The organism is Mesorhizobium sp. M7A.F.Ca.US.006.01.1.1 (assembly GCF_003997935.1).
GTDB lineage: Bacteria > Pseudomonadota > Alphaproteobacteria > Rhizobiales > Rhizobiaceae > Mesorhizobium.
This window is the reverse complement of sequence record NZ_RZQL01000083.1, coordinates 1-25,469: the sequence shown is the minus strand read 5'-3', so window position 1 is coordinate 25,469 and position 25,469 is coordinate 1. Positions and strand designations below refer to the sequence as shown.

Sequence of the window (25,469 nt, the reverse complement as noted above, 5' to 3'; positions counted from 1 at the left end):
GATGTACCATGAGCCTTCGTATCAACGACATTGCGCCGGATTTTACCGCCGAGACCACGCAAGGGACGATCAAATTCCACGACTGGATCGGTGACGGATGGGCGATCCTGTTCAGTCACCCGAAGAATTTCACGCCGGTCTGCACGACCGAGCTTGGCACGATGGCCGGGCTCGAAGGCGAGTTCAAGAAGCGCAACGTCAAGATCATCGGCATTTCGGTCGATCCGGTCGAAAGCCACGGCAAGTGGCAGGACGACATGAAGACGGCGACCGGTCATTCGGTAAACTACCCGCTGATCGGCGACAAGGACCTCAAGGTCGCCAAGCTCTACGACATGCTGCCGGGCGGTGCCGGCGAGACGTCGGAAGGCCGCACGCCGGCCGATAATGCCACGGTGCGCTCGGTCTACGTCATCGGACCGGACAAGAAGATAAAGCTGGTGCTGACCTACCCGATGACCACGGGCCGCAACTTCGATGAGATCCTGCGTGCGGTTGATTCCATGCAGCTGACCGCCAAGCATCAGGTGGCGACGCCGGCGAACTGGAAGCAGGGCGAGGACGTCATCATCACGGCTGCCGTCTCCAACGAGGACGCGATCAAGCGCTTCGGCGCCTATGAGACCATCCTGCCCTATCTGCGGAAGACCAAGCAGCCATCCGCCTGACCGCTCCTCGGAACAGTTTTTTGGCTTTCCCGTCGCCGCCAGCGAAATGATACTTGACTGGCCCACCCGAGCGGACAACCATGCTCCTCTCGGGTGTCGCCAGAGAAAATCATTCCTGGCGACCGAGAGTTGGGGAAGCCGGAATTGGACGTAGCTTTGGCCAGGCCGCAGGTCAGCGGCTTCTATGACAAGCCGACCGGGGCCATCCAGTATGTCGTTGCCGACCAGGCGACGAAACGCTGCGCCATCATCGATCCGATCCTCGATTTCGACGAGAAATCCGGTGCTACGGCAAACACTAATGCCGATGTCCTGCTCGACTTCGTCAGCGAGCAGGGGCTGAGCGTCGAATGGATACTCGACACCCATCCGCACGCCGATCATTTCTCGGCGGCGCATTATCTGAGAGAGAAGACCGGAGCGCCGACAGCGATCGGCGACAGGGTCGTCGACGTCCAGAATTTGTGGAAGGCGATCTACAACTGGCCGGATTTCCCCGCCGACGGTTCACAGTGGGACAGGCTGTTTGGTGAAGGCGAAACCTTCAAGGTCGGCACGCTTCCGGTCAAGGTGCTGTTCTCGCCCGGCCATACGCTGGCCTCGATCACCTATTTGATCGGCGATGCCGCCTTCGTCCACGACACGTTGTTCATGCCCGACAGCGGCACGGCGCGGACGGACTTTCCCGGTGGCAGTGCCGCGCGGCTTTGGCGCTCGATCCAGGACATTCTGGCGTTACCGGACGAGACACGCGTCTTCGTCGGCCATGACTATCAGGCCGGCGGCCGCGAACCTTTGTGGGAAAGCACGGTCGCTGAGCAGAAGGCGACCAACACCCATCTTGCCGCTGCGCGCAGCGAGGCCGAGTTCGTCGCCCTGCGCGAGACGCGCGACAGGACGCTGCCGATGCCGCGGCTGATCCTGCACGCGCTGCAGGTCAACATGAATGGCGGGAGGCTGCCCGAACCCGAAGCGAATGGCCGGCGGTACCTGAAATTTCCGCTGGACGGGCTTTGAGGGGTATTTTTTGTGGCGGGCGCGGCCGGAGTGAAACTGCGAATCTCCCCACCTGGGGGGGAGATGCCCGGCAGGGCAGAGGGGGGTGCTGCCCCTCCGATCTGTCAGCTAATTGTGGCTGTGCCTTCAGTCTTTCGGTTGGGTGAGTGACGCCGAAAAGCATCGATCCGTCACACCCCCCTCTGTCCTGCCGGACATCTCCCCCGCAAGGGGGGAGATCGGATGTTGTCCGCGTTTTCGCCAACCACCAGCAAAGACGTTAAACACAAAAAAGGCGGCGCCAGTTCCCTGGCGCCGCCTTTTTGTTCATTGCCTTAGCCGGCTTTAAGCCGCGGGCTGCGCCTCAATCGTGCGCAGCGCCTGGGTCTGGCGCTTGGCGGCGGCCTTGACCGCATCCTGCACCTTCTCGAAGGCGCGCACCTCGATCTGGCGCACGCGTTCGCGGCTGATGTCGAACTCGGACGAAAGCTCTTCCAGCGTCAGCGGCTCCTCGGCGAGGCGACGGGCCTCGAAGATGCGCCGCTCGCGCTCGTTGAGCACGGCAAGAGCGCCCGACAGCATGCCGCGCCGGTTTTCCAGCTCGTCCTGCTCGATCAGCATCTCTTCCTGGCTTTCGTGGTCGTCGACCAGCCAGTCCTGCCACTCGCCGGACTCACCTTCGCTCGCCCGGATCGGGGCATTGAGCGAGGCGTCGCCCGACAGGCGGCGGTTCATCGACACCACTTCGGCTTCGGAAACGTTCAGCCTGGTGGCGATCTCGGCTATCTGGTCGGGCTTCAAGTCGCCGTCGTCCAGCGCCTGGATCTTGCCCTTCACCTTTCGCAGGTTGAAGAACAGACGCTTCTGGTTGGCGGTCGTGCCCATCTTGACCAGGCTCCACGAGCGCAGGATGTACTCCTGGATCGAGGCCTTGATCCACCACATGGCGTAAGTCGCGAGGCGGAAGCCGCGCTCGGGTTCGAATTTCTTGACGGCCTGCATCAGGCCGACATTGCCTTCCGAGATCACTTCGCCGATCGGCAGGCCATAGCCGCGATAGCCCATGGCGATCTTGGCGACGAGCCTGAGGTGGCTGGTGACGAGCTTGTGCGCAGCGGATGTGTCTTCATGCTCGGCGTAACGCTTGGCGAGCATGTACTCTTCCTGCGGCTGCAGCATAGGAAAGCGGCGGATTTCTTCCAGGTAGCGGCTGAGGCCGCCTTCGCCGGAAACGATACTGGGTAGTGACTGGGCCATGATAGCGCCCCCTCTCTATTGGAGTGATGCCCCCGAAACGCGGCGGGCATGTGACGCGAGCACCAAAAGGCTCACCCGCGACATCAGATCTTATACAGGAACAAAACCAGAAAAGACAGGCATTTGTTCAACACGAAACAGTGTGTCACGCTGAAGTGAACAATGCCGCTCAGGTTTTCGATGGCAGGTTCAGAGCTTGCGGAAACCGCCTACGAGTTCCTCCATGTCCCCCGGTATAGGCGCTTCGAACCTCATCGTTAGATGGGTAGTGGGGTGACGAAATGCAAGGAGCCAGGCATGCAAAGCTTGCCGGGGAAATGCCTTGACCTGGCTTTTCAGCGGTTCCGGCAGCCGGTTGCCCTTGGTGCGGAAAGCCTGGCCATAATCGGGGTCGCCGATCACCGGATGGCCGATATGCGCCATGTGGACACGGATCTGGTGGGTGCGGCCGGTCTCCAGCCGGCATTCGACCAGGCTGGCGGTGGCGAACTCCTGCTGATCGACGCCGAAGCGCTCCTGCACGGCAAAGTGGGTGACTGCATGGCGGGCGTCGTCGCGTCCTTCCGGGACCACGGCACGGCGCACGCGGTCGGCGGCGCGGCCGAGCGGCGCGTCGACCCTTCCGGTCGGCCTCTGCGGTATGCCCCAGACCAGCGCCAGATAGGCGCGCTCCAAGTCGCCGGTCAGGCCGTGATCGGCGAAGGCTTCCGAGAGCGACTTGTGGGCGCGGTCCGTCTTGGCGACCACCATCACGCCGCTGGTCTCCTTGTCGAGGCGGTGGACGATGCCCGGCCGGCGCACGCCGCCGATGCCGGAAAGACTGTCGCCGCAATGATGGATCAGCGCGTTGACCAGCGTGCCGGTCCAGTTGCCCGCTCCGGGGTGCACGACAAGCCCGGCCGGCTTGTTGATGACGATCAGCTCGTCGTCCTCATAGAGCACATCAAGCGCGATGTTCTCGCCCTGCGGCGCCGCCGGCTCCGGCTCCGGCATGGTAACCGACACGCTTTCGCCCGGCGCCATCTTGCGCTTGGTCTCGTCGACAGGCTTGCCGTCGACCGAGACCGCGCCCTGCCTGATCAGCATCTGCACGCGGCTGCGCGACATGTCCGGACCGAGGCTGGCCGCCAGCCACTGGTCGAGGCGCAGGCCGGCCGCATCCGCGCCTGCCACCAGCACGGTCGGTTCCGCCTCTATCAATTCAGGGGCCTGTTCGCTATGAGCGCTCATTGAAAAACCGTTCCGGAACTGTTTCGCCATGGCCAGCCCGATCACCGAAGAAGACCAGGATAAGCCGCTCGACCCGGAGGTCGAAAAGGTGCGCAGGAAACTCGTCCGCTTCGTCGGGATCAATCTCGGCCTGCTGTTCCTCGCCCTTATGGTGGTGATTGGCGCCCTTGTCTACAAAGCGCGCAATGCACCGCCGGCGAACCCGCCGCTGGCCGGCGATATCCAGGCACCCGCCGGCGAACCGGTCAACGGCGACATCGTGCTGCCGGTCGGGGCCAAGGTGGTCAGCCAGTCGCTGTCCGGCAATCGTGTCTCGATCGACGCGGAGCTTGCCGACGGCAGCCGCACGATCTTCGTCTACGATATCACCGAGCGCCGCCTGATCGGCCGTTTTGCGATCCGCAACAAATGAGCGGTAGCAACCAATGAGTTGGCCACAGGCATGAGCGGGTTCGCCGAACATCGTCGCGTCGCCACGGTCGCCCTGGTCGTCGCCAACTATGACGAGGCGATTGCCTGGTATGTCGAGCAGTTGGGCTTCCTGCTCGTCGAGGATGTCGATCTCGGCGGCGGCAAGCGCTGGGTCACAGTGGCGCCGGCCAACGGGCAGGGCGCCAGGCTGCTTCTGGCCGAGGCTTCCGACGAGGCACAGAGCAAAAGCATCGGCAACCAGACCGGCGGGCGTGTCTTCCTGTTCCTGGAAACCGACGACTTTGCCCGCGACCACGCGGCGATGCTGGAGAAGGGCGTCGAATTCCACGAAGCACCGCGCTTCGAGCCCTATGGCACGGTGGCGGTTTTCGCCGATCTGCATGGCAATCTCTGGGATCTGATCGAACCGAAACGATAGGCTGACGGCCGGCTTTTCCTCGGCAAGGGAAAGCGGCCTAACCCCAGTTGCTTTTTCCCGGCGCTCAGCCTATATCGCCGGTTCTTGAACGCGCCCATCGTCTAGCGGTCAGGACACCGCCCTCTCACGGCGGGAACAGGGGTTCGATTCCCCTTGGGCGTACCAAGTTTTTCGACAAATTTGCAGGATGCCGTCGATTTCTTTTCTGAAGTCGACGACCCTCGATACTGCGGCGTTCGGGAAACCCGCTCTGCACAGGTAGCCGCAGCCTTGAAAAATCCCAGTGGCACCAACACTCCGGCCTTCATTTCATTCGTCTGGCAAATGTTAACGGACCCGAAACCGAGAACCTTAACGTCCCCGCAACTCACGGCGATATATTAGTTGTCGCTTTAGTAGCTGCAGGAGGTTGAAATGCAGAAAATAGCTTGTCGTTTCGCTTGGGACGAGTCTGGCGCGACCGCGATCGAGTATGGCTTGATCGCGGCTCTTATCGCGCTGGCGATCATCACCGGCGCCGGGGCGGTTGGCAATTCGCTCAACGGGATCTTCACGAACGTCGGCACTACGGTCAACAGCAGCGGCTCGTAAGTCGGTACATCAATTCGGTCGGCTATCGGCCGGATTTTCGTCGATCTCAGCCTCCAAGAGCGTAGCGCGTACGTGCTTCCGATGCCGGGCATTGGAAGTGCGAACGGCGCACTCTCAATCAGTCGTTGCGTCGCCGCGTTCGTCGCTTCTGGCGTCGTGGGGCTGTTTGCATTAGCATCACGTCACGGATCCTGAGGTACGGCTCCAGCGGCGCGCAGAACGCCGCGCTGTCCGGACGGCCAGTTTTGATGCCGTGGGGGAGGAAGGCCAATGCAGAAGCTGCAATCGCAGGGCGTCCATCACATCACGCTGGTCGGCGCCGGGCGCCAGACCTCTATCGATTTCTGGGAAGGCGTGCTCGGCATGCCGTTCATCTTCGAACAGCCCAATCTCGACAAGCCGAGGGAAAGCCACCTCTATTTCGATCCCGGCGACGGCCGGCTGATCACCATCTTCACCGACGAGAGCCGCACACCGGAGAAGCGGCGCACGCCGACCGACCCTGGCTGTGTTCACCACATCGCCTTTTCGGTGTCGCGCGTCACCTTCCTGCAGGCGGTCTCCCGGCTTGACGAGCGCGGCATCAAGCACAGCGGCGTGAAGGATCGCGGTTTCATGGATTCGATCTATTTCGAGGATCCGCTCGGCCTGCTGATCGAGTTGGCGTCCTACCGCTTCGAACCGCCGGCGGGCTTCACCCATGCCGATGTGCTGATGGAAGCGCACAGGCTGCGGGTCGCGCGCGGCGACTACAACATCGCCGAAGTGCATCTCGCCGATGCGATCCAGGCGCTCGTCGAGCGTTCCCGCGCCACCTTGTCGGACGATCGGGCGCCGAAGAACCCATATTGAACAGACCAGAGGGAGGACTAATATGGCCAAGACAGCGACGAAGACTGCCGGGAAATCCGCGGCCAAAGCTGCCGCCAAGCCGGCGGCGAAAGCTGCGGCAAAGCCGAAAGCCAAGGCGGCCGCCAGGCCTGCGGTGAAGGCGACGGCAAAAGCCGCGCCCAGGGTCAAGGCCAAGCCGGCCAAGAAGCCGGCGCTGAAGCTCAGCATGCTGAAGCCCAGCGTCAACAACATGACCGTGCGGGTGTTTGCGCGCGCGGCCGGTTTCGACCATGCCGAGACCGATGCCTGGGGCCACACACGTTCGCCGGAATTCATGGCGCGAAATCCCGCCCATTTGACACCGATGATTGAGGACAAGGGCCTTCCCAGAGGCGTGTTGTGGGAAAGTTGCGCCATCATGCAGTATCTCGCCAACAAGCACGGGCTGGAGAAGTTCTATCCGAAGGCGCCGGCCAAGCGGGCGATGGTCGACAGTGCCATGTTCTACCTGATCGGCACGCTCTACCCCTATGTGGCGCGCGCCACCTATCCGGCGCTCGGCTTCCCGCACTATGCCGGCGAGGTCGGCCACAGCGACGCGCACCCCGACAAGAAATCCGAGGCCCAGAAGGCGGCGATGGCGGCGATCGCTGAGCCTCTTGAGGTCTTCCATAGCTTCTTCAGGGACGGCAAGCCGTTCATCGGCGGCAAGAACCCGTCGATCGCCGATATCCGGCTGGCGGCGACGCTCGAATTCCTGGCCGTCGTCGACTATGCCTTGCCCAAATGGGCGAAGGACTATGTGGCGGCGATCGAGAAGAAGCTCGGCAAGGCCTATAGCGAGCCGGCCGGCGACGTGCGCGGCTACATCGCCCATGTGAAGTCGCAGGCCAAGGCCTGAGGGTAAGGATTCGTTAACCAAAGCCCTGTCTACTCAGGGCAATTCGCTTTCGGCCCGCGACCACGGATGTACTGGCGCAGAACGTCGTAGCGATAGGAAAGGTCGGCGCAATGCCGGCCTTTTTGCTTTTCGCACGCCGTCGCCAAGCGCGATCTGGCACGCAGGCCTCGTCCAGTGTCGCTTTTTTGGCGTCAACTTTTGTCGAGAGATATTGTCATCGCCGGCGTTGGCCCTACCATCCATTCAACAGTCCGGCATGGATTGTCGGTCAGGCGCGAGATGAGGGCTGGCGATGAAAAGCGTTGCGAGGCGGGTTGCAGTTGTGGGTGTGATGATGGCGGGCGCCGTTCATCCTTCAAATGCGGCTGAACTGAACACTATGAACGATGTCGGGACCGCCATCCAGGCATGCTGGACACCGCCGGCGGATGCCGGAACCGCCAGCGTCACCTTGAGCTTCAGCTTCAAGCGGGACGGCACGCTGATCGGGCCACCGAGGCCGACGGCCATCAAGGTGGAAGGCGATGCCAAGGCGAAGAAATCGTTTGTCGACGCCGCAACAACCGCCTTGCAGAATTGTCTGCCCCTGACCTTCTCAGCGAAGCTGGCGCAAGGGATCGCCGGCAACGTGTTCACGTTGCAATTCGCCTCTCCAAAGTAAGCCTCATTGTCAGTGGTGACTGCGCCTGGCCTCGGCATGCCGGGCAAGATCGGGTGTCTCGAAGACGTAATCGCTCCAGGCTGATTCCGGAACCTGGCCGGCAAGATAGCATTCCAGCAACAGGCTTTGCTCGGGATTGAGAGGCCTTGGCGCGCGCTGGTCCAGCCCCAGCGAGTGAAACAGGTTTCTTGTCAGGTCCGAGACGGTGATGTGGATCGACATCTGCGTTCTCCCTTTGGTCCTTCAACGCGGAAGGCCGGGCAAAGGTTTCGAACGCCTGGCGATAATGGCGCATTGATCCCGGTCCGTTGCGTTGCAGGTCCTCGGCGATGGTCGGGCTTGCGCTTCCTTCGAGGTTCGTCTCAATCTTGAAATAAAAATGTAATATCGAATTTACATGAAGTGACATAATACAATAGACAAAAGGTTATTCAGCCTGAGGATGACGAGATCATTAGAATTTACTCATGTAGATGAAGCTTGTTGAATTGATGGACTGTGGTTCCAGGTTCTCCGCAAAAAGAGCAGAGTTGTCCCGATGATCCGTTTCTGGCCTTCCATGATGGTCGCATTGATTTCGCTGGCTGCAGTTTTGTTCGGTACGCTTTCGTCCTACGCGGACAGCTGCGGCGCCATCAGAAGCCAATTGCTTTCGGCTGGCCGCAGCAACGGGGCGAGCGCGGAGCTCGTTCAACTGCGCCGGCAACTTGCAGCCATTCAGACTATCGAGAGACAGCGCCAGTGCACGGCGAAAAGTCCGCTTGGTGGTCTCTTCAACGCTTGCGCCGATCTCGCCAGGAGCCGCTCGGATGTGCAGCGCCGGATCGCTGCCGCCGGGAATTCAGGTCGCGACACAGCGGGTCTGCAGGCGCGCTTCGTGGCGCTTGGCTGCGCGCCTTCGGCAAAGCAACGGCCTGCGCGCGCCGCGCCCGGCACCCAATCGGCGAGCACCACGTTCGTCGGCAATGCGATGCTGTTTTGCGTGCGTCTGTCGGACGGGTATTTCTTCCCGGCGCCAAGATCGCAATTCGCCGCCAGCGGCGATCTGAAGGAGACGGCCGATCAATGCCGTTATATCTGCGATGACCCCAGTGTCGACCTCTACACGTTGAGCGACGCCAGCCTCGAAACCGACCAGATGATCGCGCTCGACACGCGCAAACCCTATACCGAGCTGCCGGCAGCCTTCAGATATCGCGATGATGCGAATTTCAAGGCATGCGACGTCAAGCGCTACTACCAGCGGGTCACCGAACTGCGAGCCAGGACTGTGACGCCCGCCAACATGCGCAATGCCATTATTCCGCTGCCGACGGCAAAGCCGGATCTCGGTACGGTTGCGGCTGTTCCTGGGATCGATGTCGAAGCCCCAGGTGCCGCCCAGCACCTTTCGATCGAGGCCGGCGAGCGGTCGGTGCGTGTGGTCGGCCCGGCGTTTTTCCCGGCAGAATGATCACCGGCCTTGCTCGATTGGCGATCACCGGTTGCGGCGTGCCTGCTGCGGTGCCGTTGCGTGATCCGTCTGGAACAGAGAGGCGCTCACGGCGTTGTGATCGACATCAGCCGGGAGAAACGCCGTGGTCACGTTCAGGGAAATGCGGGTGCTAGAGATCGTCGAAGACGACTCGCTGACCACCGAACAGAAAATCGCCGAACTGCGTGAGATCGAATCCGAGGCGCGTGGGCTGCAGCGGGCTGCCTCGGAGGGTCCGATGGACGATGATGACGGCTGGCAGGAAGATCTGCGTCAGGTTCGTCTGGCACTCGACAAGCTCGGTGCGAAGGAGCCGAAAAAGGGCGCAGCTTCACTGTGATGGCCGGTTCGCCGAGCTATCCGCGGATCCGCGTCTTGATCGCATCCATCCGAAACCGGGTCCCGCTTTTAGAGACCCGCTCCAATCTAATCGCAGACCATGCGAGCTCTCTTGCCAGGCTCACTGACGTTCCTGCAGGTCAGCGGGTTCGCCGGCGCCGACAGGGACGCAGACGCAGGCAACCTCGTCTGGTGCCGTCTCGGTGCTGCATGGCTGACCTTGCGCTCGGAAAAACGCCGGGGTGGCTGCGGCGCTACCGGAAAAGCGCCGTTTTCGACCTCGGATTGGCCGTAGTCGACATTCGGTGGCGGCCGATCCCAGATGCGCCGGACATCGAGCGGTCTCGGGATGACGACCGTGCCGTCATAACTGCGCGAGCAACCGCCGCCGAAAAGCAGCGCCAGCCCCATGAAAAAAGGCACAATCCGTCCAAGCATCAGCAATACCCCTGCCGTTGCTTATATAGCGGGTTCGACCCCGCCGACAACCGGGCGGAATGAAGCAGACCGTGCCAGGCAATCCTGTCTAACCGGCCGTTAAGGTTAGCGGATCCTTAATGCTTCTCGGGCACATTCCGCCGACGAACCGCGGAGGAGGGTTCGGCCTTGGTTTTCGGGGTGGGGACGGCATGGCGGAAGCGGACGAAACAATCGGCGCGCGCGGCAAGCGCGGGCCTCGCAGATCCACAGCGCATGGCGACGATGCATCATCGCCCGCCTCTTGCATGGATTCGAACGATGCGCTTCGCCAACTCGTCGAAACCGGTTCCGACTGGGTCTGGGAGACCGACGCCGAACTGCGCTTCTCCTGGCTTTCGCAAAATTACCAGGCCGCCACCGGCATCGATCCGGCAAACGTGCTTGGCCGGTTCCGCTTCGACTTCCTCAACCAGGTCCTGAACGGCGATCGCAGTGGCGCCGCGCATCTGGAGGATCTGCAGGCGCACCGGCCTTTTCGCGACTTCGTCTACGAGCTCAAGGGCGGCAACGCCGACTGCCGCTGGGTCTTGACGTCAGGCTTTCCGAAGTTCGACGACGAGGGAAGATTTGCAGGTTATCGCGGCATCGGCCGCAACGTCACGGCATTGGCCGGCGCCTTCAAAGGTCCGGGGCCGGAACCATCGGCCGACGGCGAGCCCGACCAGCATCTGGCCGACCTCGAGCGGACGATGGACGCCATGCATATGGGCGTCGTGCTTCTCGATGCCAGGCTCGACACGCTGATCGTCAACAAGGCCTATCGCGACCTCTCGAGGATTCCGGATGGCACTGTTGCCGTCGGCGCTCCGTTCAGCTTGTTGATGGAGCTCAACCGCCGCAGCGGCATCTATGGCGACATCGACGAACAGCAATGGCAGCGCTACCTCGCCACTCGCCTCGACGAGATTCGCGCCGGATCCGTCGCGCCGCGCGAATTTGTCCATGCCAACGGCAGGACGATGATGTTCTCGGTGACGGCGTTGTCCGGGGGCAGGCGGCTGCTGACCTATTATGAGGTCACCGAGATCAAGCAGCGCGATGCCGAGATCGAGAACGCCAACGCCAAAATCGCAGAGACCTTCGTCAGTCTCTGCACCATGGTCGACCAGATGCCGATCGGCGTCCTCGTCCTCGATGCCGATATGCGCGCCGAGATCATCAACCGTGCTTTCTATGATTTCTGGCAGATCGACGCCCGGCGCGCCGAGATCGGCTGCAGCTTCCGCGATCTGATGGACGCCAGCCGCGATATCGATCCGTTTGGTGCCGACGATGCGTCATGGCAGCGGCATGTCGCCGAGCGCGAGGCGGAAATCAGGGCCGGGATCGCCGCGGCGCGGCAGTTCCCGCGCAATGACGGCCGCACGCTGATATCGTCGATGGCGCCGCTGGCCGGCGGCAAGCGGCTGATCTCCTATGTCGACGTCACCGACATGAAGGACCGGGAGGCCGAACTTGCCGACGCGCTGGAGAAGGCGCGGCTGGCGGAAGCGGTGATCAACGCCGTCAAGGATCCGATCTTCGTCAAGGACGACCATCTGCGCTTCGTCTTCGTCAACGAGGCGTTCGCCGCTCTGTTTGGCCAGACGCCGCAAGCCATGCTCGGCAAGCCCGGCGGCGATTTCCTCTCGACGAACGCTGTCGCGCTCTTCGAGCAGAGCGAACGGGAGGTGCTTGCCACCGGACGCGCTTACGAAGTGGAAGAAAATTTCGAGGCCGATGGCGCCAGCCGATCGCGCATCGTCAGGAAGAGCCGCGTCGGCATGGCCAGCGGCCGCAACTACGTTGCCGGCTTCCTGTTCGACATTTCCGAGATGAAACGCCGCGAAACGGAGGCGCAGGACGCGCGCAAGCATCTCGCCAGCGTGCTGGAATCCTTGCCGGCCGCCGTGATCATCTACGATCGCGACGACAGGTTCGTGTTCGCCAACCGCAAGATCCAGGATACGCTGCCGGCCTTGAAGCCGGCATGGCAGCCCGGCTGCACATTCCGCGAAGCACTCGTGCTGGGTCATGCGAACGGCTATTTCCGCAACAGCGGCGATCCGCAAGTCGACCAGCTCTACGACAGCGACCATGACCGCTGGCTGGACGCGATCCTCGCCCGCTACCGCTTGCCCAATTCCTGCTACGAGCGTCATAACCCCGACGGCCGCTGGTATCAGGTCTACGACATGCGGACCGACGACGGCACCTTCATCGGTGTTCGCGTCGACATCTCCGAGATCAAGAGCCGCGAGGCGGCATTGCGCGATTCCATGCGCCAGATCGACCTGTTCCGGCACGTGATGGACGAGTTGCCGGTGGCCGCCTTCATCAAGGCGCAGGACCTGAGCATCGAATTCGTCAACAAGGCCTGGTGCGCGATCACCGGCTTGGCCAAGGAGGATGTCATCGGCCGCACCGACCGGCAGTTGTTCGGCGCGCAGGACGCCGATGGCTACAGTCATGACGACACGCAAGTCGCCGTGACGGGGGTCGTCAAGGAGGTCGAGGAACCCGTCACCCATCGCGACGGTACGGTTCGGCAGTTGATGACGCGCAAGAGCCGCCTGGTCGCGCTGGACGGGTCGGTGCATCTGGTCGGTTCGAGCACCGACATCACCGACGTCAAGGCGCGCGAGCGTGCGCTGGAAGAAAGCATGCGCGAGAACGAGGTGTTCCGCAGCCTGATCGACAACGTGCCGGTATCGATCTACGCCAAGCGCTCCGATCTCAGGCAGTTCTATGTCAACAAGGGCTGGTGCGATCTCACGGGCTTCAGCAAGGAAGAGGCTATCGGCAAGACCGACATCGAGATTTTCGGGCCGGATGGCGAGGCCTTCGTCAATGGCGATCTCGCCGTGCTGCGCACCGGCGAAACCCAGGAGGTCGAAGAGACGGTGACGCTGGCCGACGGCAGCGTCAGGCATCAATTCGCCCGCAAGGGCGCGATGATCGCCTCCGACGGTTCGCTCTACCTGATTGGCTCGACCACCGACATCACCGAGCTGAAGATGCGAGAGGCCGAGCTGCGCGAGGCGCGTCAGCGCGCCGTGCTCGCCGACCGCGCCAAGTCGGAATTCCTCGCCAATATGAGCCATGAGATACGCACGCCGATGAACGGCGTGCTCGGCATGGCCGAACTGCTGGCCAAATCGGACCTCGACCCGAAGCAGAAGACATTTACCGACATCATCGTGAAGTCGGGCAATGCGCTGCTCACCATCATCAACGACATACTGGACTTCTCAAAGATCGATGCCGGTCAGCTGGTGCTGGATCCGGCGCCGTTCAATCTCGCCGAGGCGATCGAGGATGTGGCGACGCTGGTGTCGACACGCGCCAAGGAGAAGGACCTCGAGCTCATCGTGCGCGTCGAGCCTCGTCTCGAGAGCCTGTTCATAGGCGATGTCGGCCGCATCAGGCAGATCGTCACCAACCTGCTCGGCAACGCGGTGAAATTCACCGATGAGGGCCATGTGCTGGTCGACGTCACCGGCGAGAGGGTTCCAACCGGAACGAAGCTCACCATCTCGGTCACCGATACCGGCATCGGTATCCCCGAGGAGAAACTGAAACTCGTGTTCGAGAAATTCAGCCAGGTCGACACCTCGTCGACGCGGCGGCACGAGGGAACTGGCCTCGGCCTCGCCATCACCTCGCGGCTCGTCGAGCTGATGGGCGGCGACATCGGGGTCGAAAGCGCTGAAGGGAAGGGTTCGACGTTCTGGTTCTCGGTTACGTTGCCGAGGGCCGGACAGCAGAATGGGCAACGCATCATGCCCATCGACGTGACCGGCGCGCGCGTGCTGATCGTCGACGACAATGCCGTCAACAGGGCGATCCTGACCGAGCAGATGACGTCGTGGACGTTCGATTCCTGCGCGGCCGAAAGCGGCGCCGAAGGCCTCAAGGTGCTGATCGCCGCCGCCGCCTATGGCGTGCCGGTCGACTGCGTCGTGCTCGACTACCAGATGCCTGAAATGAGCGGCGCCGAAATGGCGCGGATCGTGCGCAACACCGCCGGCCTTGCCGGCACGCCGATCATCATGCTGACCTCGGTCGACCAGTCGCTCGCCAACACCAGCTATCGCGATCTCGGCATCGATGCCCAGTTGATCAAGCCAGCGCGCTCTTCGGTGCTGCTGGAAACGCTGGTCGCCACCATCCAGCGGCATCGCCACAACACTGGCGGCAGCGATGCGCAGCCGCTCGCGGCCGACCCCGCTCCAGGCAATGTTGCACGGCCACAGCCCTCGGCACCGTCCGAACAGCGGGCACTGCTGCAGCCGCCTTCGATTCGCCCCCGGCCCGCCGCGACGGGCGGTGGCGACAGACTGGACATCCTGGTGGCCGAGGACAATGAGGTGAACCAGATGGTGTTCACCCAGATCCTCGGCGAGACCGGTTATGGTTTCGAGATCGTCGGCAATGGCCGCAAAGCGCTCGACGCCTTCGGCCGGCTCAACCCGTGCATGATCCTGATGGATGTCTCCATGCCGGAGATGAACGGTCTCGAAGCGACCGCCGCCATTCGCCGGCTGGAGGAGGAAACCGGCACGCATGTGCCGATCGTCGGCGTCACCGCGCATGCGCTGAAGGGCGACCGCGAGCGCTGCCTGGAGGCAGGCATGGACGACTATCTGCCCAAGCCGATCAGTCCCCGGGCGTTGCTCGAGAAGGTCGAGCGCTGGGTCGGCGCCAGCCGGCAGGCTCAGCGCAACGCCGGGTAGGCCGGCTCTGCCCGAGTGCCGAGAATACGGCGAAGATTCGCACCCCTGCCAGCGCCAAGACTATGGCGCGATCGCACCATATCAAAGGCGGCATCCAGCCGGGACAATGGCCACATTCGAATTCCGCTCTTCCCAGTTACGGGCGGGAGCAGCGACCGCCAGCATGAGACAGCGTCAACCTACCCCAACGGACCTGTTTTTGGCGATGGCCCGGCCACGACACCGTCTGGCTGAGAGCAACGCGCTCCCGTCCGGCTTTTCTTCATAGAGGCCGGCTGATCCCCAAATCTCCGGCCAGCCTCGGCCGAATAGAGCAAGTCCCTGATTCCGGTGACAAAGCCGGGCTGCGTCGTGAGTGCCGGCCAGGTGGCATTCTGCTCATCCCGATAACGCGTTACCGGGGTGACATCAAACTGTCATGCGACTGTTATAATCGAAGGCTATTGGCCTCAGCGGGCGCCGACTGACGAGCGCCGAGAGACCATCTTCCGAACAGGAGCAGGCCACATGAAGAAATTCCTCTATACGGCGTCGGCCGCTGCGCTTGCGCTCGCCGCGTCGTCCGGCTTCGCCGCCGCGCGCGACCAGATCCAGGTCGCCGGGTCATCGACCGTGCTACCTTATGCCAAGATCGTTGCCGAGCAGTTCGGCGAAACATTCACCAACTTCAAGACTCCGGTCGTCGAATCCGGCGGCAGCGGCGCCGGCATCAAGGAATTCTGCAAGGGCGTCGGCGAAGACACGATCGACATCGCCAACTCGTCGCGTCCGATCAAGGCGGACGAACTCAAGTCCTGCGCCGCCGCCGGCGTGAAGGAAGTCCAGGAAGTCCGGATCGGCTATGACGGCATCGTCTTCGCCTCCGACATCAAGGGCCCGGACTGGGCGCTGGTACCCGCCGACATCTACAAGGCGCTCGCGGCCAAGCTGGTCGTCGACGGCAAGCTGGTCGACAATCCGAACACCAAGTGGAGCCAGGTCAATCCGAAGCTGCCCGACTGGGACATCGCCGCCTACATTCCGGGCGAAAAGCACGGCACGCGCGAAGTGTTCGAGACCAAGCTCCTCGATGCCGGCTGTGACAAGGCTGCTCTCAAGGCCGCCGGCATTGCCGACGACAAGGAAATCGGCAAAACCTGCATCGCCATCCGCAAGGACGGCAAGGCCGTCGACATCGATGGCGACTATACCGAGACTCTCGCCCGCATCGACTCCAACAAGACCGGCGTCGGCGTGTTCGGTCTCGCCTTCTATGAGAACAATGCCGACAAGCTGAAGGTCGCTACCGTGGAAGGCATCGTGCCTTCGACCGAGACGATCGCCAGCGGCAAGTATCCCGTCTCGCGCCCGCTGTTCTTCTACGTCAAGAAGGCGCATCTGGGCGTCGTTCCCGGCCTCAAGGAATATGTCGAGTTCTTCCTTGACGACCAGATGGTTGGCCCGGAAAGCCCGCTCGCGGAATACGGCCTCGTTGCTGCTCCCGATGCCGAGCGTCAGGCCCAGCGTGACGCTTTCGCCACCGGAAAGTCGATGTAATCAAGTTGCCGAACCGGGGTGCGGGCCAAATCCGCGCCCCGGTTTCACCGCAGGCCGCAATGGCGGCTGCGTTAGAATTTCTCTTGGGGTGGGTCCATGTCGTCCTTGCTCGTACTGGCCATCGTCGTTGCCGTCGGCCTGGTTGCCTTTTTCATCGGCCGGCAGCGTGCCGCGGCCCAGGACAATGGCAAGGTCAAGCCGCATTCGCGCGCCCACTATCATGGCTGGTGGGCCTTCCTGCTCGCCGTCCTGCCTGCACTTTTGCTGCTTGCCGTCTGGGCCGTCGGTTCTTCGGTCTATCTTGACCGACACATCCATGCTGCCTTGCCCGAGCGCACAGTCGACAGCAAGGTTGCCAGCGAGGCACTGGATGTCAGCCTGGTAAAGAGCCTCGCCAGGGGCCTGCGCAAACTAGATGCTGGCACATTGGCCGCAATGCCTGCCAGCTTTGCCGAGTTGCAGCCGCTGCTCGCCGCCAAGGGCGTGGCACTGGCGAGCGACACACAGGATTACATGATCCCGATCGCCGTCGAGGCGAACAAGGTCCAGGACCGGCTCGGCCTGTTCGGCGCCATTGTCATTCTCGCTTCCTCGATCGCCGGCGCCTTCTATGCGCTCAGGCAGATCGCGCCGCGCGCCAGGGCGCGCAACAATGTCGAGCGGCTGATGCTGTGGGGGCTGCTTGCCGCCTCCACCATCGCCATCCTGACCACCGTCGGCATCGTGCTTTCGATGCTGTTCCAGACGATCACCTTCTTCGAGAGCGTCTCGCCGATGAGTTTCTTCTTCGGCACGGTCTGGGATCCGCGTTTTGCCGCTGCCGGTTCTGGCGGCAGCCAGGGCCAGTTCGGCCTGATCCCGCTTCTTTCCGGCACGCTCTACATCGCCGCCGTCGCACTGCTGGTCGCGGTGCCGGTCGGGCTGATGTCGGCTGTCTACATGGCCGAATACGCAACGCCCAGGGTGCGCTCGGTGGTCAAGCCGGCGCTGGAACTGCTGGCCGGCATACCGACCATCGTCTACGGCATCTTCGCCGTCGTCACGCTTGGGCCGTTCCTGCGCGACCTGTCCGCGGCACTGACCGGCGGCTCGCCGTTCATCCAGGGCCAGAGCATCTTCACCGCCGGCCTGGTCATGGGCGTCATGCTGATCCCGGTCGTGTCCTCTCTCTCAGACGACATCATAACCGCGGTGCCACGCGCCATGCGCGACGGGTCGCTCGGCCTTGGCGCGACCCGCTCCGAGACGATCAAGCGGGTGATCCTGCCGGCTGCACTGCCCGGCATCGTCGGCGCCATCCTGCTGACTGCCTCGCGCGCCATCGGCGAAACGATGATTGTCGTGCTGGCGGCGGGCGTCGCCGCCAACCTGACCATCAACCCGTTCGAGGCGATGACGACCATCACCGTCAAGATCGTCAACCAGCTCACCGGCGACCTCGAGTTCAATTCGCCGCAGACGCTGGTCGCCTTCGCGCTCGGCCTGACGCTGTTCGCGCTGACGCTGGTGATGAATATCGTCGCGCTCTACATCGTGCGCAAATATCGGGAGCAGTACGAATGACCGACATTCCCATGGATACGATGGTCAGGGCGGCGGCCCATCCGCGCCGCGACATCGGCCTGAAGGCCCGTTATGCCGCCGAACGCCGTTTCCGCATCTATGGCGTCGTGGCGATTTCCGTAGGCCTGGCGTTCCTGGCAATCATGCTGATCACCATCGTCTCGAAAGGCTACACCGCCTTCTGGCAGACGACGGTGTCACTGCCGATCACGTTCGACGAGAAGGTGATCGATCCTTCCGGCAAGCGCGCAACCGATCCGAGCGTTCTGATCAAGGCGAACTACCCCAAGCTCGCCGAAAACGCGCTGGTCGCCAAGCTCGGCATCAATCCCGATGACAAGCCGGCGATCAAGCAGCTCAAGGGTTTCCTGTCGGAAGGCGCCCGCGTCCAGTTGCGCGATATCGTTGCCGCCGATCCCTCCGTGATCGGCACGACACGCGACGTCAACATCCTCGCCGCCGCCAATCTCGACTCGGCTTTCAAGGGCCAGATCGACCTCAGTGTCGAGGAAGCGCGACGCAAGGTCTCGGACCAGCAGATCACCTGGATGAACAAACTCAAGGCCGAGGGCGCGATGGCCGAGCACTTCAACAGCGGCCTGTTCACCTACGGCGCCTCCAGCCGCCCGGAAACCTCGGGCATGGGCGTGGCGATCATCGGCTCGTTTTACATGATGGTGATCGTGTTGCTGCTGGCGCTGCCGATCGGCGTCGCCGCCTCCATCTATCTGGAGGAGTTCGCCAAGAAGAACCGTTTCACCGACCTTATCGAGGTCAACATCAACAATCTGGCCGCGGTGCCGTCAATCGTCTTCGGTTTGCTCGGCCTCGCGGTGTTTATCAATTTCCTGGGCATGCCACGCTCCGCCGCTTTCGCCGGCGGCCTGGTGCTGACGCTGATGACGCTGCCGACGATCATCATCGCGACGCGCGCCGCGCTTGCCGCGGTGCCGCCGTCGATCCGCTCGGCAGCTCTCGGTCTTGGCGCCTCCAAGATGCAGATGGTGTTCCACCACATCCTGCCGCTTGCGGCGCCCGGCATCCTCACCGGCACCATCATCGGTCTTGCACGTGCGCTCGGCGAAACCGCGCCTCTGCTGCTGATCGGCATGGTCGCCTTCGTCGCCGATCCACCGACGACGCCTTTCGATCCGGCCACCGCGCTGCCGGTGCAGATCTATATGTGGGCGAACGAGGCCGAACGCGCCTTCGTCGAGCGTATGTCGGGCGCCATCATTATCCTGCTCGTCTTCCTCATGGCCATGAACATCACCGCGATCGTGCTTCGGCGTCGGTTCGAGCGGCGCTGGTAGAAAAAAGGCATTTTGGTATGAACATCATGACCGAACAGTCCCTTGAAAACGCAGTGGGCGACAAGATGAAGTCGAACGAAGTGATCAAAATGCGCGGCGACAAGGTCGGCGTGTTCTACGGCGAGAAGCAGGCGCTGTTCGACGTCGATCTCGACGTCCGCCTGAACCAGGTGACGGCGCTGATCGGCCCCTCCGGCTGCGGCAAGTCCACCTTCCTGCGCTGCCTCAACCGCATGAACGACACCATCGATTCAGCACGGGTAACCGGCAAGATAACGCTCGACGAAGAGGACATCTACGACAAGAACATCGATGTCGTCGAACTCAGGGCGCGCGTGGGCATGGTGTTTCAGAAACCCAATCCGTTCCCCAAATCGATCTACGAGAACGTCGCCTATGGGCCGCGCATCCACGGATTGGCCAAGCGCAAGGCCGACATGGATCAGATCGTCGAGTCGAGCCTGAAGAAGGCGGCAATCTGGAACGAGGTCAAGGACCGTTTGCAGGAACCTGGCACGGGTCTTTCCGGTGGCCAGCAGCAGCGTCTGTGCATTGCACGCGCCATCGCCGTGTCACCCGAGGTGATCCTGATGGACGAACCGTGTTCGGCGCTCGACCCGATCGCTACCGCTCGCGTCGAGGAACTGATCGACGAACTGCGTCAGAACTATACGATCGTCATCGTCACCCATTCGATGCAGCAGGCAGCGCGGGTGTCGCAGCGCACCGCGATGTTCCATCTAGGCTATCTGGTCGAGGAGGGCGCCACCGACAAGATGTTCACCACCCCCGACGACAAACGCACCCAGGACTACATCACCGGCCGGTTCGGCTGAGCTCAGGCATATGAGGGACGAAGATCATGGGTGAACATACCGTCGCATCTTTCGATGAAGATCTGGAGCAGATCAGCCAGCTGATCCGCGACATGGGCGATCTCGCCCGCTCGATGGTCAGTGGCTCGACCAGGGCTTTGCTCAATTCGGACAATGCGCTGGCGCAGCGGGTGGTTTCCGACGACGCTATCATGGATGCACGTCAGCGCGAGCTGGACGATCGCGCTATCACGCTGATCGCCAAGCGCCAGCCAATGGCCAACGATCTGCGTGCGGTGGTCGGTTCGATCCGCATGGCCGGCGACCTCGAGCGTATCGGCGACCTTGCCAAGAACATCGCCAAGCGCGTCGGCACTGTCGGGCTGAGCGTCACGCCGCACGACCTTTCGCATTCGATCGACGCGATGGCGCAACTGGTGCTGATCCAGGTGCAGGGGGTCGTCGACGAGTATGCCGCCGCTGACCCGGCAGCGCTTGCCACGCTCAGAAACAATGACGAACGCATCGACGTCAAATACACCTCGGTGTTCCGCGAACTGCTGACCTACATGATGGAAGATCCCCGCAACATCACGGCGTGCACGCACCTGTTGTTCTGCGCCAAGAACCTCGAGCGGATCGGCGATCACGTGACCAACATCGCCGAAAATGCTTACTATGTTTTGACGGGCACGCAGTTGCCAGCCAATCGTCCCAAGCAGGACGAGACGGCAATGTCCGCGCCAGCGGCATAACAGGGGTGACCAGCCGATGATCGCCCCACGCATCATGGTGGTGGAGGATGAGGAGCCGCTAGGCGTGCTGCTCCGCTACAATCTTGAATCCGAAGGTTACCAGGTCGAGGTGGTGACGCGCGGCGACGAGGCCGAAATCCGGCTGCAGGAGAATGTTCCCGACCTTCTGGTGCTCGACTGGATGGTGCCTGCGGTTTCCGGTATCGAGCTCTGCCGGCGCCTGCGGATGCGTCCCGAGACCGAGCGGCTGCCGATCATCATGCTGACCGCACGAGGCGAGGAAAGCGACCGCGTGCGCGGCCTGTCGACCGGTGCCGACGATTATCTGGTCAAGCCTTTCTCGACGCCGGAGTTCATGGCCCGGGTCAAGGCGCTGCTGCGCCGGGCCAAGCCGGAAGTGCTGTCCAGCGTGCTCAAGGTCGGCGACATCGTGCTCGATCGCGAGTCGCACCGTGTCTATCGCAAGAAGAGCGAGATCCGGCTTGGGCCGACGGAATTCCGCCTGCTTGAATTCATGATGCGCCATCCCGGCCGCGTGTTCTCGCGCAGCCAGCTGCTCGACAATGTCTGGGGCGAGACGATCTACATCGACGAGCGCACGGTCGATGTGCATGTCGGTCGGCTGCGCAAGGCGGTCAACAATGGCCGCATGCCTGATGTCATCCGCACGATCCGTGGGGCGGGTTACGCCATCCGCGAGGATTAGCGCCAATTCCGTCCCGACATACAATTTCGGACGGAAAACCGGTTCAAGCTTTCCTGGAATTACTCCGGGCGCAGCTCACGGTCGGATCTCGCGATGGCCGTAAGCCCGACGCAATTCTGGACAGGTACCGATCAGAATTTGTAGGCGATGCCGATGCGAACGTCATGGGTCTTGAGATCGATGTTCAATGGCGGTGCATCCTGCACGTCGAATGTCTTGGATCCAAAATCGGTATGGCGGTACTCGGCCCGGAGGATCATGTTGTCGGTGAAGGCGTATTCCGTGCCGACGCCGAGCGTCCAGCCGGTATAGGTCGTGTTGAAATCATCATCGGCTCCGACGAGCCTTTGATTTACGTCGGCGAAGGCTACACCACCGGCAACATAGGGCAGCCACCGGTCCACAGCGTATCCGAGGCGCGCTCGGATCGCACCAGCCCGACCTATCTCTTGGACTACCGGGTAGTCAGCGGGCCAGGGAACCCCCGCCGAATTGTATACGAGCGCATCGTCGTCGGCTCCGCTCCAGGCGATGTCGGCATCGATGCCCAAGACGACGTTGTTGCCGAATTGGTAGTTCGCACCGACATAAAGACCTCCCGTGAGACCCTCCGGTCCCGGATTGGCATAATCGTCATTTCCGGTGAAGTGGCCGTCTCCCCAGATATATCCCGCCTGGACGCCACCATATCCGCCTGTCCAGTCGAAACCGATCGGAGGAGCCATCGGTATATCTGGAGAGGCTGCATGGGCGGGCGAGAACCCCGCTGCCAGCACCAGGCCCGCCGAGATTGCAAATATGCGCATGTAAAATACCTCTCGGCCGACTAGCGAACGGTCGGTCAAGGTTCTGAGTCGGCAAAGCCGATCCGTGACGCGCCCCACTACCTCCGCTTCCCGGCATCCGAGCCCTGCCAGCCGCCGAGCATGTCGAATGCTTCCAGGCCGTCTGACTGCGGGTCCTGATGCGATCGTAAGCCGGTTAACGTGAAATGCGTCCAAGCCCTGTTTATTGCCCGTCCCCAATAGGACGACTGTGGGAGAGCGGGTTGCTCCGCTTCACCGATATGCTGCATCTGAATTGCTTCGCCTGACATGTGGACCCCCCGGTGTGCGGCTGGCCGGAGCGCTTAGGCTCAACCGTAAAATATCTGTCGGCGAAGTTGATTGTGCTGTCACTGTCCCGAGCGAGGCTGGCGGGCGTATTGGGATCCTCAGTCATGAAGATGAGACGCAAAATCAAGGCGCGGGACACCTCCTGATGTCAGCGGACGGGACGGAGATCCGGCACAACGGACTCAGGCGCGGACGGAGGCGAGCCAGCCTTCCACGATCGCTCCTCCGTTTCCGTTGCCCTGTTTGAGCAAGGTCTCATAGGTTGCCATCCGCATTGAATCCCTGGCGAGAGTGCGGACAGAACTCGGGCTGATCTGATATCGCTTCTGGAAGGCGCGGCTGAAGTGCGCCTCGCTGCGAAACCCGTGGCTACGGGCGATGGCGGCTATCTTGTGATCCGGCGTCGATCGTAGAATGCTCTGCAAGCTCACCCTTAGCCGTTCAGCCAGCATCCAGCGTTGTACGCCACCATGTGGCTCGAACAAACGGAACAGGTTGGATCGGGAAACTCCAACCTCCGCCGCCAGCTCATTCGGGCCGAAGTCGGGATCGGACAGTTTTTGTCGTGCGGTCGACGATGCACGTTGGAAAAGAAAACGCTTGTCACGCCGCTGTCGCGTTGTGGGAGCGCCAAAGGCGGCGGCGGCAAAGCGCAGGATGCCGTCGACTGCCACCTGACTCTGGTGAACGCTGATGCCCTCGATATGCTTCACGAGTGCCCTGATCTGGGTCCCCAGCATGGCACCGGCGTCTTCGCTCGCCGTCAGCACAAGCCCGTGGGCGTTGTTCTGCAGCCCGGCCGGTACACTGGCCTTGTCGAAAGTCAGCGCGATCCCCTCATAACCCGAGGTGCGGCTCTCATAGGGCAGTGAATAGTCGACGGCGACGATGTCACCGGGAACATGGTCTTGGATCAATCCGTCGTAGTTGCTCGTGACCCGCCCTTCCAAGACCATGTACAGCACCATGTGCTGGGTCGGCCGATCGTCGATGACCTGTTGCGTCCTCGACATCGCCATTGCTGACCCGCCGTTGACATGCACAAACGCGCCCGAGAGTTGCCAACTGCAACCATGAAAATCAAAAAGCGAGAGGTCGGCGTTCTCGGGGATGGAACAGTCGACCAGGAGAGAAAGCGCACTTTTCCATGCAGCGAAACATTCTCCGCCTGGCGGAAACGGCCATTCAACGCGCTGTGCGGCTGCCATGTCGAACGTGCTGTCGGGCCTGCGCATCCTGAACCCCCGCTGCCCTCTGCATTGCACCGGTCGCATGAGGTCTATGATTGTCGAAGTAGTCAACAGCTTGGGATGCTCGGTCAAGCGGTTGGGACGTACGGTCATGGTGTCCGGTGATGTTTTCCCCGGAAGGCCAGGACGTTCGCATGCATCTGCATTGCAGTGTTGGCCGAGAGTTGGTCGTCAGGCGACGTTCTTGCGTCCGAGACCGGATCTCGCCTGCACGCCCGGCGCAAAAATCTCCTGATCGACGAAGATCAACGCCCGCATGGCGCAGCCTTCGCGGATCAGCGGCAGTTCGTTCGGCTCGGTGTCGAAGGAAATCGATTTGGAATGCTGGCCGCCGGCGGTCTGGGCAATCGCTTGCCGCAATGCCGGCTCGATCAGGTCGAAGGCGGCGGCGCTGACGCCGACCATGGCGACCGGTGCCGGATCGATCAGCGCGAACAGGCTGCCGAGGCCGTAGCCGAGCGCTTCGCCGGCCTTGCGATAGGCCTCCCGTTCGGGTCCGTCCCTTTCGCGGGCGGCGGCAGCCAGGGCGCGCATGTCGGCGTCGCTGACATCGGCGACGGGTTCTGCATCCTCGCCCATCTGCCGGGCGTTGCGCCAGATGGCATAATTGCCGGCATAGGCTTCGACGCAGCCGCGCCGTCCGCAGCGACATAGCGCGCCGTTCGGCCGATGGATCATGTGGCCGAATTCGCCGCCCGAGGAATGGGTGCCGGTGAACAATTCGCCCTTCAGCACCAGCCCCATGCCGATGCCGTGCGACAAAAGGATGGCGATGAAATCGTCGCGGTAACGATCAGGGTCGCGCCAGCGCAGCGCCACCGCCATCATGTTGCAGTCATTCTCCATAATGGCTGGGATGCCGAACTCGTCTTCGAATATGTCGGCGAAGGCGATGTCGGTGTGCGGCGTGATCGGCGACCACAGCATGGCGCGGGCACGGGTGTCGGTGATGCCCTGGATGGCCAGCGCGATACGGGCGATGCTGCGCACGTCCAGGTCGGGATCTTCCAGGCGGCGCCGCACGATTGCCGTGCATTCGCCGATCAGCGATTCGCGCGACATCGTCAGCGTGTCCAGCCGGCGCTGTTCCTCGGATATTACCTGGCCGGCATAGTCGATGACGGCGACGGAGAGGAAGTTCAGCGACAGCACCACGGTCATGACCGCGGCCGCTTCCGGATTGAGGCTGAGGCCGACCTGCGGCCGGCCGCGTTTGAGCGAGCCGGCCTCGTTCGGCTTGCTTTCGGTCAGGATGCCTTCGACGATCAGGTCGGATGAGATCGCGGAGATGGTCGAATGACTGAGGCTTGTGGTCGCGGCGATCTCGGTGCGCGACGGCTGTCCGGCGCGGCGCACCGCCGCGATCACCATCGCGCGGTTGCGGCGGCGCAAATCGTCGTGGCGGATTCCGACCGACATGCTT

At 62.3% G+C, this 25,469-nt stretch carries 24 protein-coding genes and 1 tRNA gene; 18 read left to right on the top strand and 7 right to left on the bottom strand.

What is annotated here, in order from left to right; all coding sequences use genetic code 11:
* Positions 1-8 precede the first annotated feature (8 nt).
* Together EN943_RS16370 and EN943_RS16365 are read left to right on the top strand one after the other, a co-directional pair.
* A complete protein-coding gene (locus EN943_RS16370; RefSeq protein WP_127413520.1) occupies positions 9-668 on the top strand; it encodes a peroxiredoxin in 660 nt (219 codons plus the stop codon).
* 144 nt (positions 669-812) lie between these two features.
* Positions 813-1,685, top strand: a complete 873-nt coding sequence (locus EN943_RS16365) for an MBL fold metallo-hydrolase (protein WP_127413514.1) — start codon at positions 813-815, stop codon at positions 1,683-1,685.
* 324 nt (positions 1,686-2,009) lie between these two features.
* On the opposite strand, the gene rpoH is transcribed toward EN943_RS16365, so the two are convergent.
* Both rpoH and EN943_RS16355 read right to left on the bottom strand, forming a co-directional pair.
* Complete coding sequence (gene rpoH, locus EN943_RS16360) at positions 2,010-2,921, bottom strand: RNA polymerase sigma factor RpoH (RefSeq protein ID WP_013529255.1); 912 nt, start codon at positions 2,919-2,921, stop codon at positions 2,010-2,012.
* Positions 2,922-3,110: 189 nt separating this feature from the next.
* Positions 3,111-4,151: an RluA family pseudouridine synthase gene (locus tag EN943_RS16355; protein ID WP_127413512.1), complete on the bottom strand. Its 1,041-nt coding sequence runs from the start codon at positions 4,149-4,151 to the stop codon at positions 3,111-3,113.
* Between the two features lie 28 nt (positions 4,152-4,179).
* Here EN943_RS16355 and EN943_RS16350 point away from each other — a divergent pair, with 28 nt between their 5' ends.
* The 7 genes from EN943_RS16350 to EN943_RS16320 all read left to right on the top strand — a co-directional run bounded on the left by EN943_RS16350 (position 4,180) and on the right by EN943_RS16320 (position 7,985).
* On the top strand, positions 4,180-4,563 hold the full coding sequence (locus EN943_RS16350) for a fimbrial protein (RefSeq protein WP_127413510.1): 384 nt from the start codon (positions 4,180-4,182) through the stop codon (positions 4,561-4,563).
* A gap of 30 nt (positions 4,564-4,593) precedes the next feature.
* On the top strand, positions 4,594-5,001 hold the full coding sequence (locus EN943_RS16345; protein ID WP_127413509.1) for a VOC family protein: 408 nt from the start codon (positions 4,594-4,596) through the stop codon (positions 4,999-5,001).
* A gap of 90 nt (positions 5,002-5,091) precedes the next feature.
* Positions 5,092-5,166, top strand: a tRNA-Glu gene (locus tag EN943_RS16340).
* 249 nt (positions 5,167-5,415) lie between these two features.
* Positions 5,416-5,592, top strand: a complete 177-nt coding sequence (locus tag EN943_RS16335; RefSeq protein ID WP_027037079.1) for a Flp family type IVb pilin — start codon at positions 5,416-5,418, stop codon at positions 5,590-5,592.
* Between the two features lie 270 nt (positions 5,593-5,862).
* Positions 5,863-6,444, top strand: a complete 582-nt coding sequence (locus tag EN943_RS16330; protein ID WP_127268028.1) for a VOC family protein — start codon at positions 5,863-5,865, stop codon at positions 6,442-6,444.
* Between the two features lie 22 nt (positions 6,445-6,466).
* Positions 6,467-7,324: a glutathione S-transferase family protein gene (locus EN943_RS16325; protein ID WP_127413507.1), complete on the top strand. Its 858-nt coding sequence runs from the start codon at positions 6,467-6,469 to the stop codon at positions 7,322-7,324.
* Positions 7,325-7,616: 292 nt separating this feature from the next.
* On the top strand, positions 7,617-7,985 hold the full coding sequence (locus EN943_RS16320; RefSeq protein WP_127413505.1) for a hypothetical protein: 369 nt from the start codon (positions 7,617-7,619) through the stop codon (positions 7,983-7,985).
* Between the two features lie 9 nt (positions 7,986-7,994).
* Here EN943_RS16320 and EN943_RS16315 read toward each other — a convergent pair whose 3' ends face one another.
* Positions 7,995-8,207, bottom strand: coding sequence for a hypothetical protein (locus EN943_RS16315; protein ID WP_127413504.1), 213 nt, complete (start codon positions 8,205-8,207; stop codon positions 7,995-7,997).
* A 316-nt stretch (positions 8,208-8,523) separates the two neighbouring features.
* Here EN943_RS16315 and EN943_RS16310 point away from each other — a divergent pair, with 316 nt between their 5' ends.
* Together EN943_RS16310 and EN943_RS16305 are read left to right on the top strand one after the other, a co-directional pair.
* Positions 8,524-9,438, top strand: coding sequence for a DUF2865 domain-containing protein (locus EN943_RS16310; RefSeq protein WP_127413502.1), 915 nt, complete (start codon positions 8,524-8,526; stop codon positions 9,436-9,438).
* Between the two features lie 124 nt (positions 9,439-9,562).
* Positions 9,563-9,799, top strand: coding sequence for a hypothetical protein (locus tag EN943_RS16305; RefSeq protein ID WP_127413500.1), 237 nt, complete (start codon positions 9,563-9,565; stop codon positions 9,797-9,799).
* Positions 9,800-9,885: 86 nt separating this feature from the next.
* Here EN943_RS16305 and EN943_RS16300 read toward each other — a convergent pair whose 3' ends face one another.
* The gene (locus EN943_RS16300) at positions 9,886-10,236 is read right to left on the bottom strand and encodes a hypothetical protein (RefSeq protein WP_127413498.1); all 351 of its coding nucleotides are present in this window, start codon (positions 10,234-10,236) and stop codon (positions 9,886-9,888) included.
* A 191-nt stretch (positions 10,237-10,427) separates the two neighbouring features.
* On the opposite strand from EN943_RS16300, the gene EN943_RS16295 reads away from it, so the two are divergent.
* The 7 genes from EN943_RS16295 (at position 10,428) to phoB (ending at position 21,681) form a co-directional block, all read left to right on the top strand.
* Positions 10,428-14,993, top strand: coding sequence for a PAS domain-containing protein (locus tag EN943_RS16295; protein WP_164778218.1), 4,566 nt, complete (start codon positions 10,428-10,430; stop codon positions 14,991-14,993).
* Between the two features lie 507 nt (positions 14,994-15,500).
* A complete protein-coding gene (locus EN943_RS16290; RefSeq protein WP_127413494.1) occupies positions 15,501-16,529 on the top strand; it encodes a substrate-binding domain-containing protein in 1,029 nt (342 codons plus the stop codon).
* A gap of 96 nt (positions 16,530-16,625) precedes the next feature.
* The gene (pstC, locus tag EN943_RS16285) at positions 16,626-18,092 is read left to right on the top strand and encodes a phosphate ABC transporter permease subunit PstC (RefSeq protein ID WP_127413492.1); all 1,467 of its coding nucleotides are present in this window, start codon (positions 16,626-16,628) and stop codon (positions 18,090-18,092) included.
* A complete protein-coding gene (pstA, locus tag EN943_RS16280; protein WP_127413491.1) occupies positions 18,089-19,405 on the top strand; it encodes a phosphate ABC transporter permease PstA in 1,317 nt (438 codons plus the stop codon). The genes pstC and pstA overlap by 4 nt, the downstream gene beginning before the upstream one ends.
* A gap of 17 nt (positions 19,406-19,422) precedes the next feature.
* Positions 19,423-20,241, top strand: coding sequence for a phosphate ABC transporter ATP-binding protein PstB (pstB, locus tag EN943_RS16275; protein WP_013529271.1), 819 nt, complete (start codon positions 19,423-19,425; stop codon positions 20,239-20,241).
* A gap of 26 nt (positions 20,242-20,267) precedes the next feature.
* Positions 20,268-20,975, top strand: coding sequence for a phosphate signaling complex protein PhoU (gene phoU, locus EN943_RS16270; RefSeq protein WP_127413489.1), 708 nt, complete (start codon positions 20,268-20,270; stop codon positions 20,973-20,975).
* A 16-nt stretch (positions 20,976-20,991) separates the two neighbouring features.
* Positions 20,992-21,681, top strand: a complete 690-nt coding sequence (gene phoB / locus EN943_RS16265) for a phosphate regulon transcriptional regulator PhoB (protein ID WP_010911896.1) — start codon at positions 20,992-20,994, stop codon at positions 21,679-21,681.
* Positions 21,682-21,812: 131 nt separating this feature from the next.
* Here the strand turns inward: phoB and EN943_RS16260 are convergent, their stop codons facing one another.
* From EN943_RS16260 to EN943_RS16250, 3 genes are all read right to left on the bottom strand, one after another.
* On the bottom strand, positions 21,813-22,487 hold the full coding sequence (locus EN943_RS16260) for an outer membrane protein (RefSeq protein WP_127413487.1): 675 nt from the start codon (positions 22,485-22,487) through the stop codon (positions 21,813-21,815).
* Between the two features lie 491 nt (positions 22,488-22,978).
* The gene (locus EN943_RS16255) at positions 22,979-24,031 is read right to left on the bottom strand and encodes an AraC family transcriptional regulator (protein WP_245475866.1); all 1,053 of its coding nucleotides are present in this window, start codon (positions 24,029-24,031) and stop codon (positions 22,979-22,981) included.
* A 186-nt stretch (positions 24,032-24,217) separates the two neighbouring features.
* Positions 24,218-25,465, bottom strand: coding sequence for an ROK family protein (locus EN943_RS16250; protein WP_127413516.1), 1,248 nt, complete (start codon positions 25,463-25,465; stop codon positions 24,218-24,220).
* Positions 25,466-25,469 lie beyond the last annotated feature (4 nt).

Excerpts from the sequence above, each read along its gene's own strand:
- EN943_RS16325 (WP_127413507.1), top strand. The coding sequence starts at position 6,467 with ATGGCCAAGACAGCGACGAAGACTGCCGGGAAATCCGCGGCCAAAGCT.
- EN943_RS16345 (WP_127413509.1), top strand. The coding sequence starts at position 4,594 with ATGAGCGGGTTCGCCGAACATCGTCGCGTCGCCACGGTCGCCCTGGTC.
- EN943_RS16350 (WP_127413510.1), top strand. The coding sequence starts at position 4,180 with ATGGCCAGCCCGATCACCGAAGAAGACCAGGATAAGCCGCTCGACCCG.
- EN943_RS16300 (WP_127413498.1), bottom strand. The coding sequence starts at position 10,236 with ATGCTTGGACGGATTGTGCCTTTTTTCATGGGGCTGGCGCTGCTTTTC.
- pstB (WP_013529271.1), top strand. The coding sequence starts at position 19,423 with ATGAACATCATGACCGAACAGTCCCTTGAAAACGCAGTGGGCGACAAG.
- EN943_RS16315 (WP_127413504.1), bottom strand. The coding sequence starts at position 8,207 with ATGTCGATCCACATCACCGTCTCGGACCTGACAAGAAACCTGTTTCAC.
- EN943_RS16320 (WP_127413505.1), top strand. The coding sequence starts at position 7,617 with ATGAAAAGCGTTGCGAGGCGGGTTGCAGTTGTGGGTGTGATGATGGCG.
- EN943_RS16290 (WP_127413494.1), top strand. The coding sequence starts at position 15,501 with ATGAAGAAATTCCTCTATACGGCGTCGGCCGCTGCGCTTGCGCTCGCC.
- EN943_RS16250 (WP_127413516.1), bottom strand. The coding sequence starts at position 25,465 with ATGTCGGTCGGAATCCGCCACGACGATTTGCGCCGCCGCAACCGCGCG.
- EN943_RS16330 (WP_127268028.1), top strand. The coding sequence starts at position 5,863 with ATGCAGAAGCTGCAATCGCAGGGCGTCCATCACATCACGCTGGTCGGC.
- phoU (WP_127413489.1), top strand. The coding sequence starts at position 20,268 with ATGGGTGAACATACCGTCGCATCTTTCGATGAAGATCTGGAGCAGATC.
- pstC (WP_127413492.1), top strand. The coding sequence starts at position 16,626 with ATGTCGTCCTTGCTCGTACTGGCCATCGTCGTTGCCGTCGGCCTGGTT.
- EN943_RS16295 (WP_164778218.1), top strand. The coding sequence starts at position 10,428 with ATGGCGGAAGCGGACGAAACAATCGGCGCGCGCGGCAAGCGCGGGCCT.
- pstA (WP_127413491.1), top strand. The coding sequence starts at position 18,089 with ATGACCGACATTCCCATGGATACGATGGTCAGGGCGGCGGCCCATCCG.
- phoB (WP_010911896.1), top strand. The coding sequence starts at position 20,992 with ATGATCGCCCCACGCATCATGGTGGTGGAGGATGAGGAGCCGCTAGGC.
- EN943_RS16255 (WP_245475866.1), bottom strand. The coding sequence starts at position 24,031 with ATGCGCAGGCCCGACAGCACGTTCGACATGGCAGCCGCACAGCGCGTT.
- EN943_RS16260 (WP_127413487.1), bottom strand. The coding sequence starts at position 22,487 with ATGCGCATATTTGCAATCTCGGCGGGCCTGGTGCTGGCAGCGGGGTTC.
- EN943_RS16370 (WP_127413520.1), top strand. The coding sequence starts at position 9 with ATGAGCCTTCGTATCAACGACATTGCGCCGGATTTTACCGCCGAGACC.
- rpoH (WP_013529255.1), bottom strand. The coding sequence starts at position 2,921 with ATGGCCCAGTCACTACCCAGTATCGTTTCCGGCGAAGGCGGCCTCAGC.
- EN943_RS16310 (WP_127413502.1), top strand. The coding sequence starts at position 8,524 with ATGATCCGTTTCTGGCCTTCCATGATGGTCGCATTGATTTCGCTGGCT.
- EN943_RS16355 (WP_127413512.1), bottom strand. The coding sequence starts at position 4,151 with ATGAGCGCTCATAGCGAACAGGCCCCTGAATTGATAGAGGCGGAACCG.
- EN943_RS16335 (WP_027037079.1), top strand. The coding sequence starts at position 5,416 with ATGCAGAAAATAGCTTGTCGTTTCGCTTGGGACGAGTCTGGCGCGACC.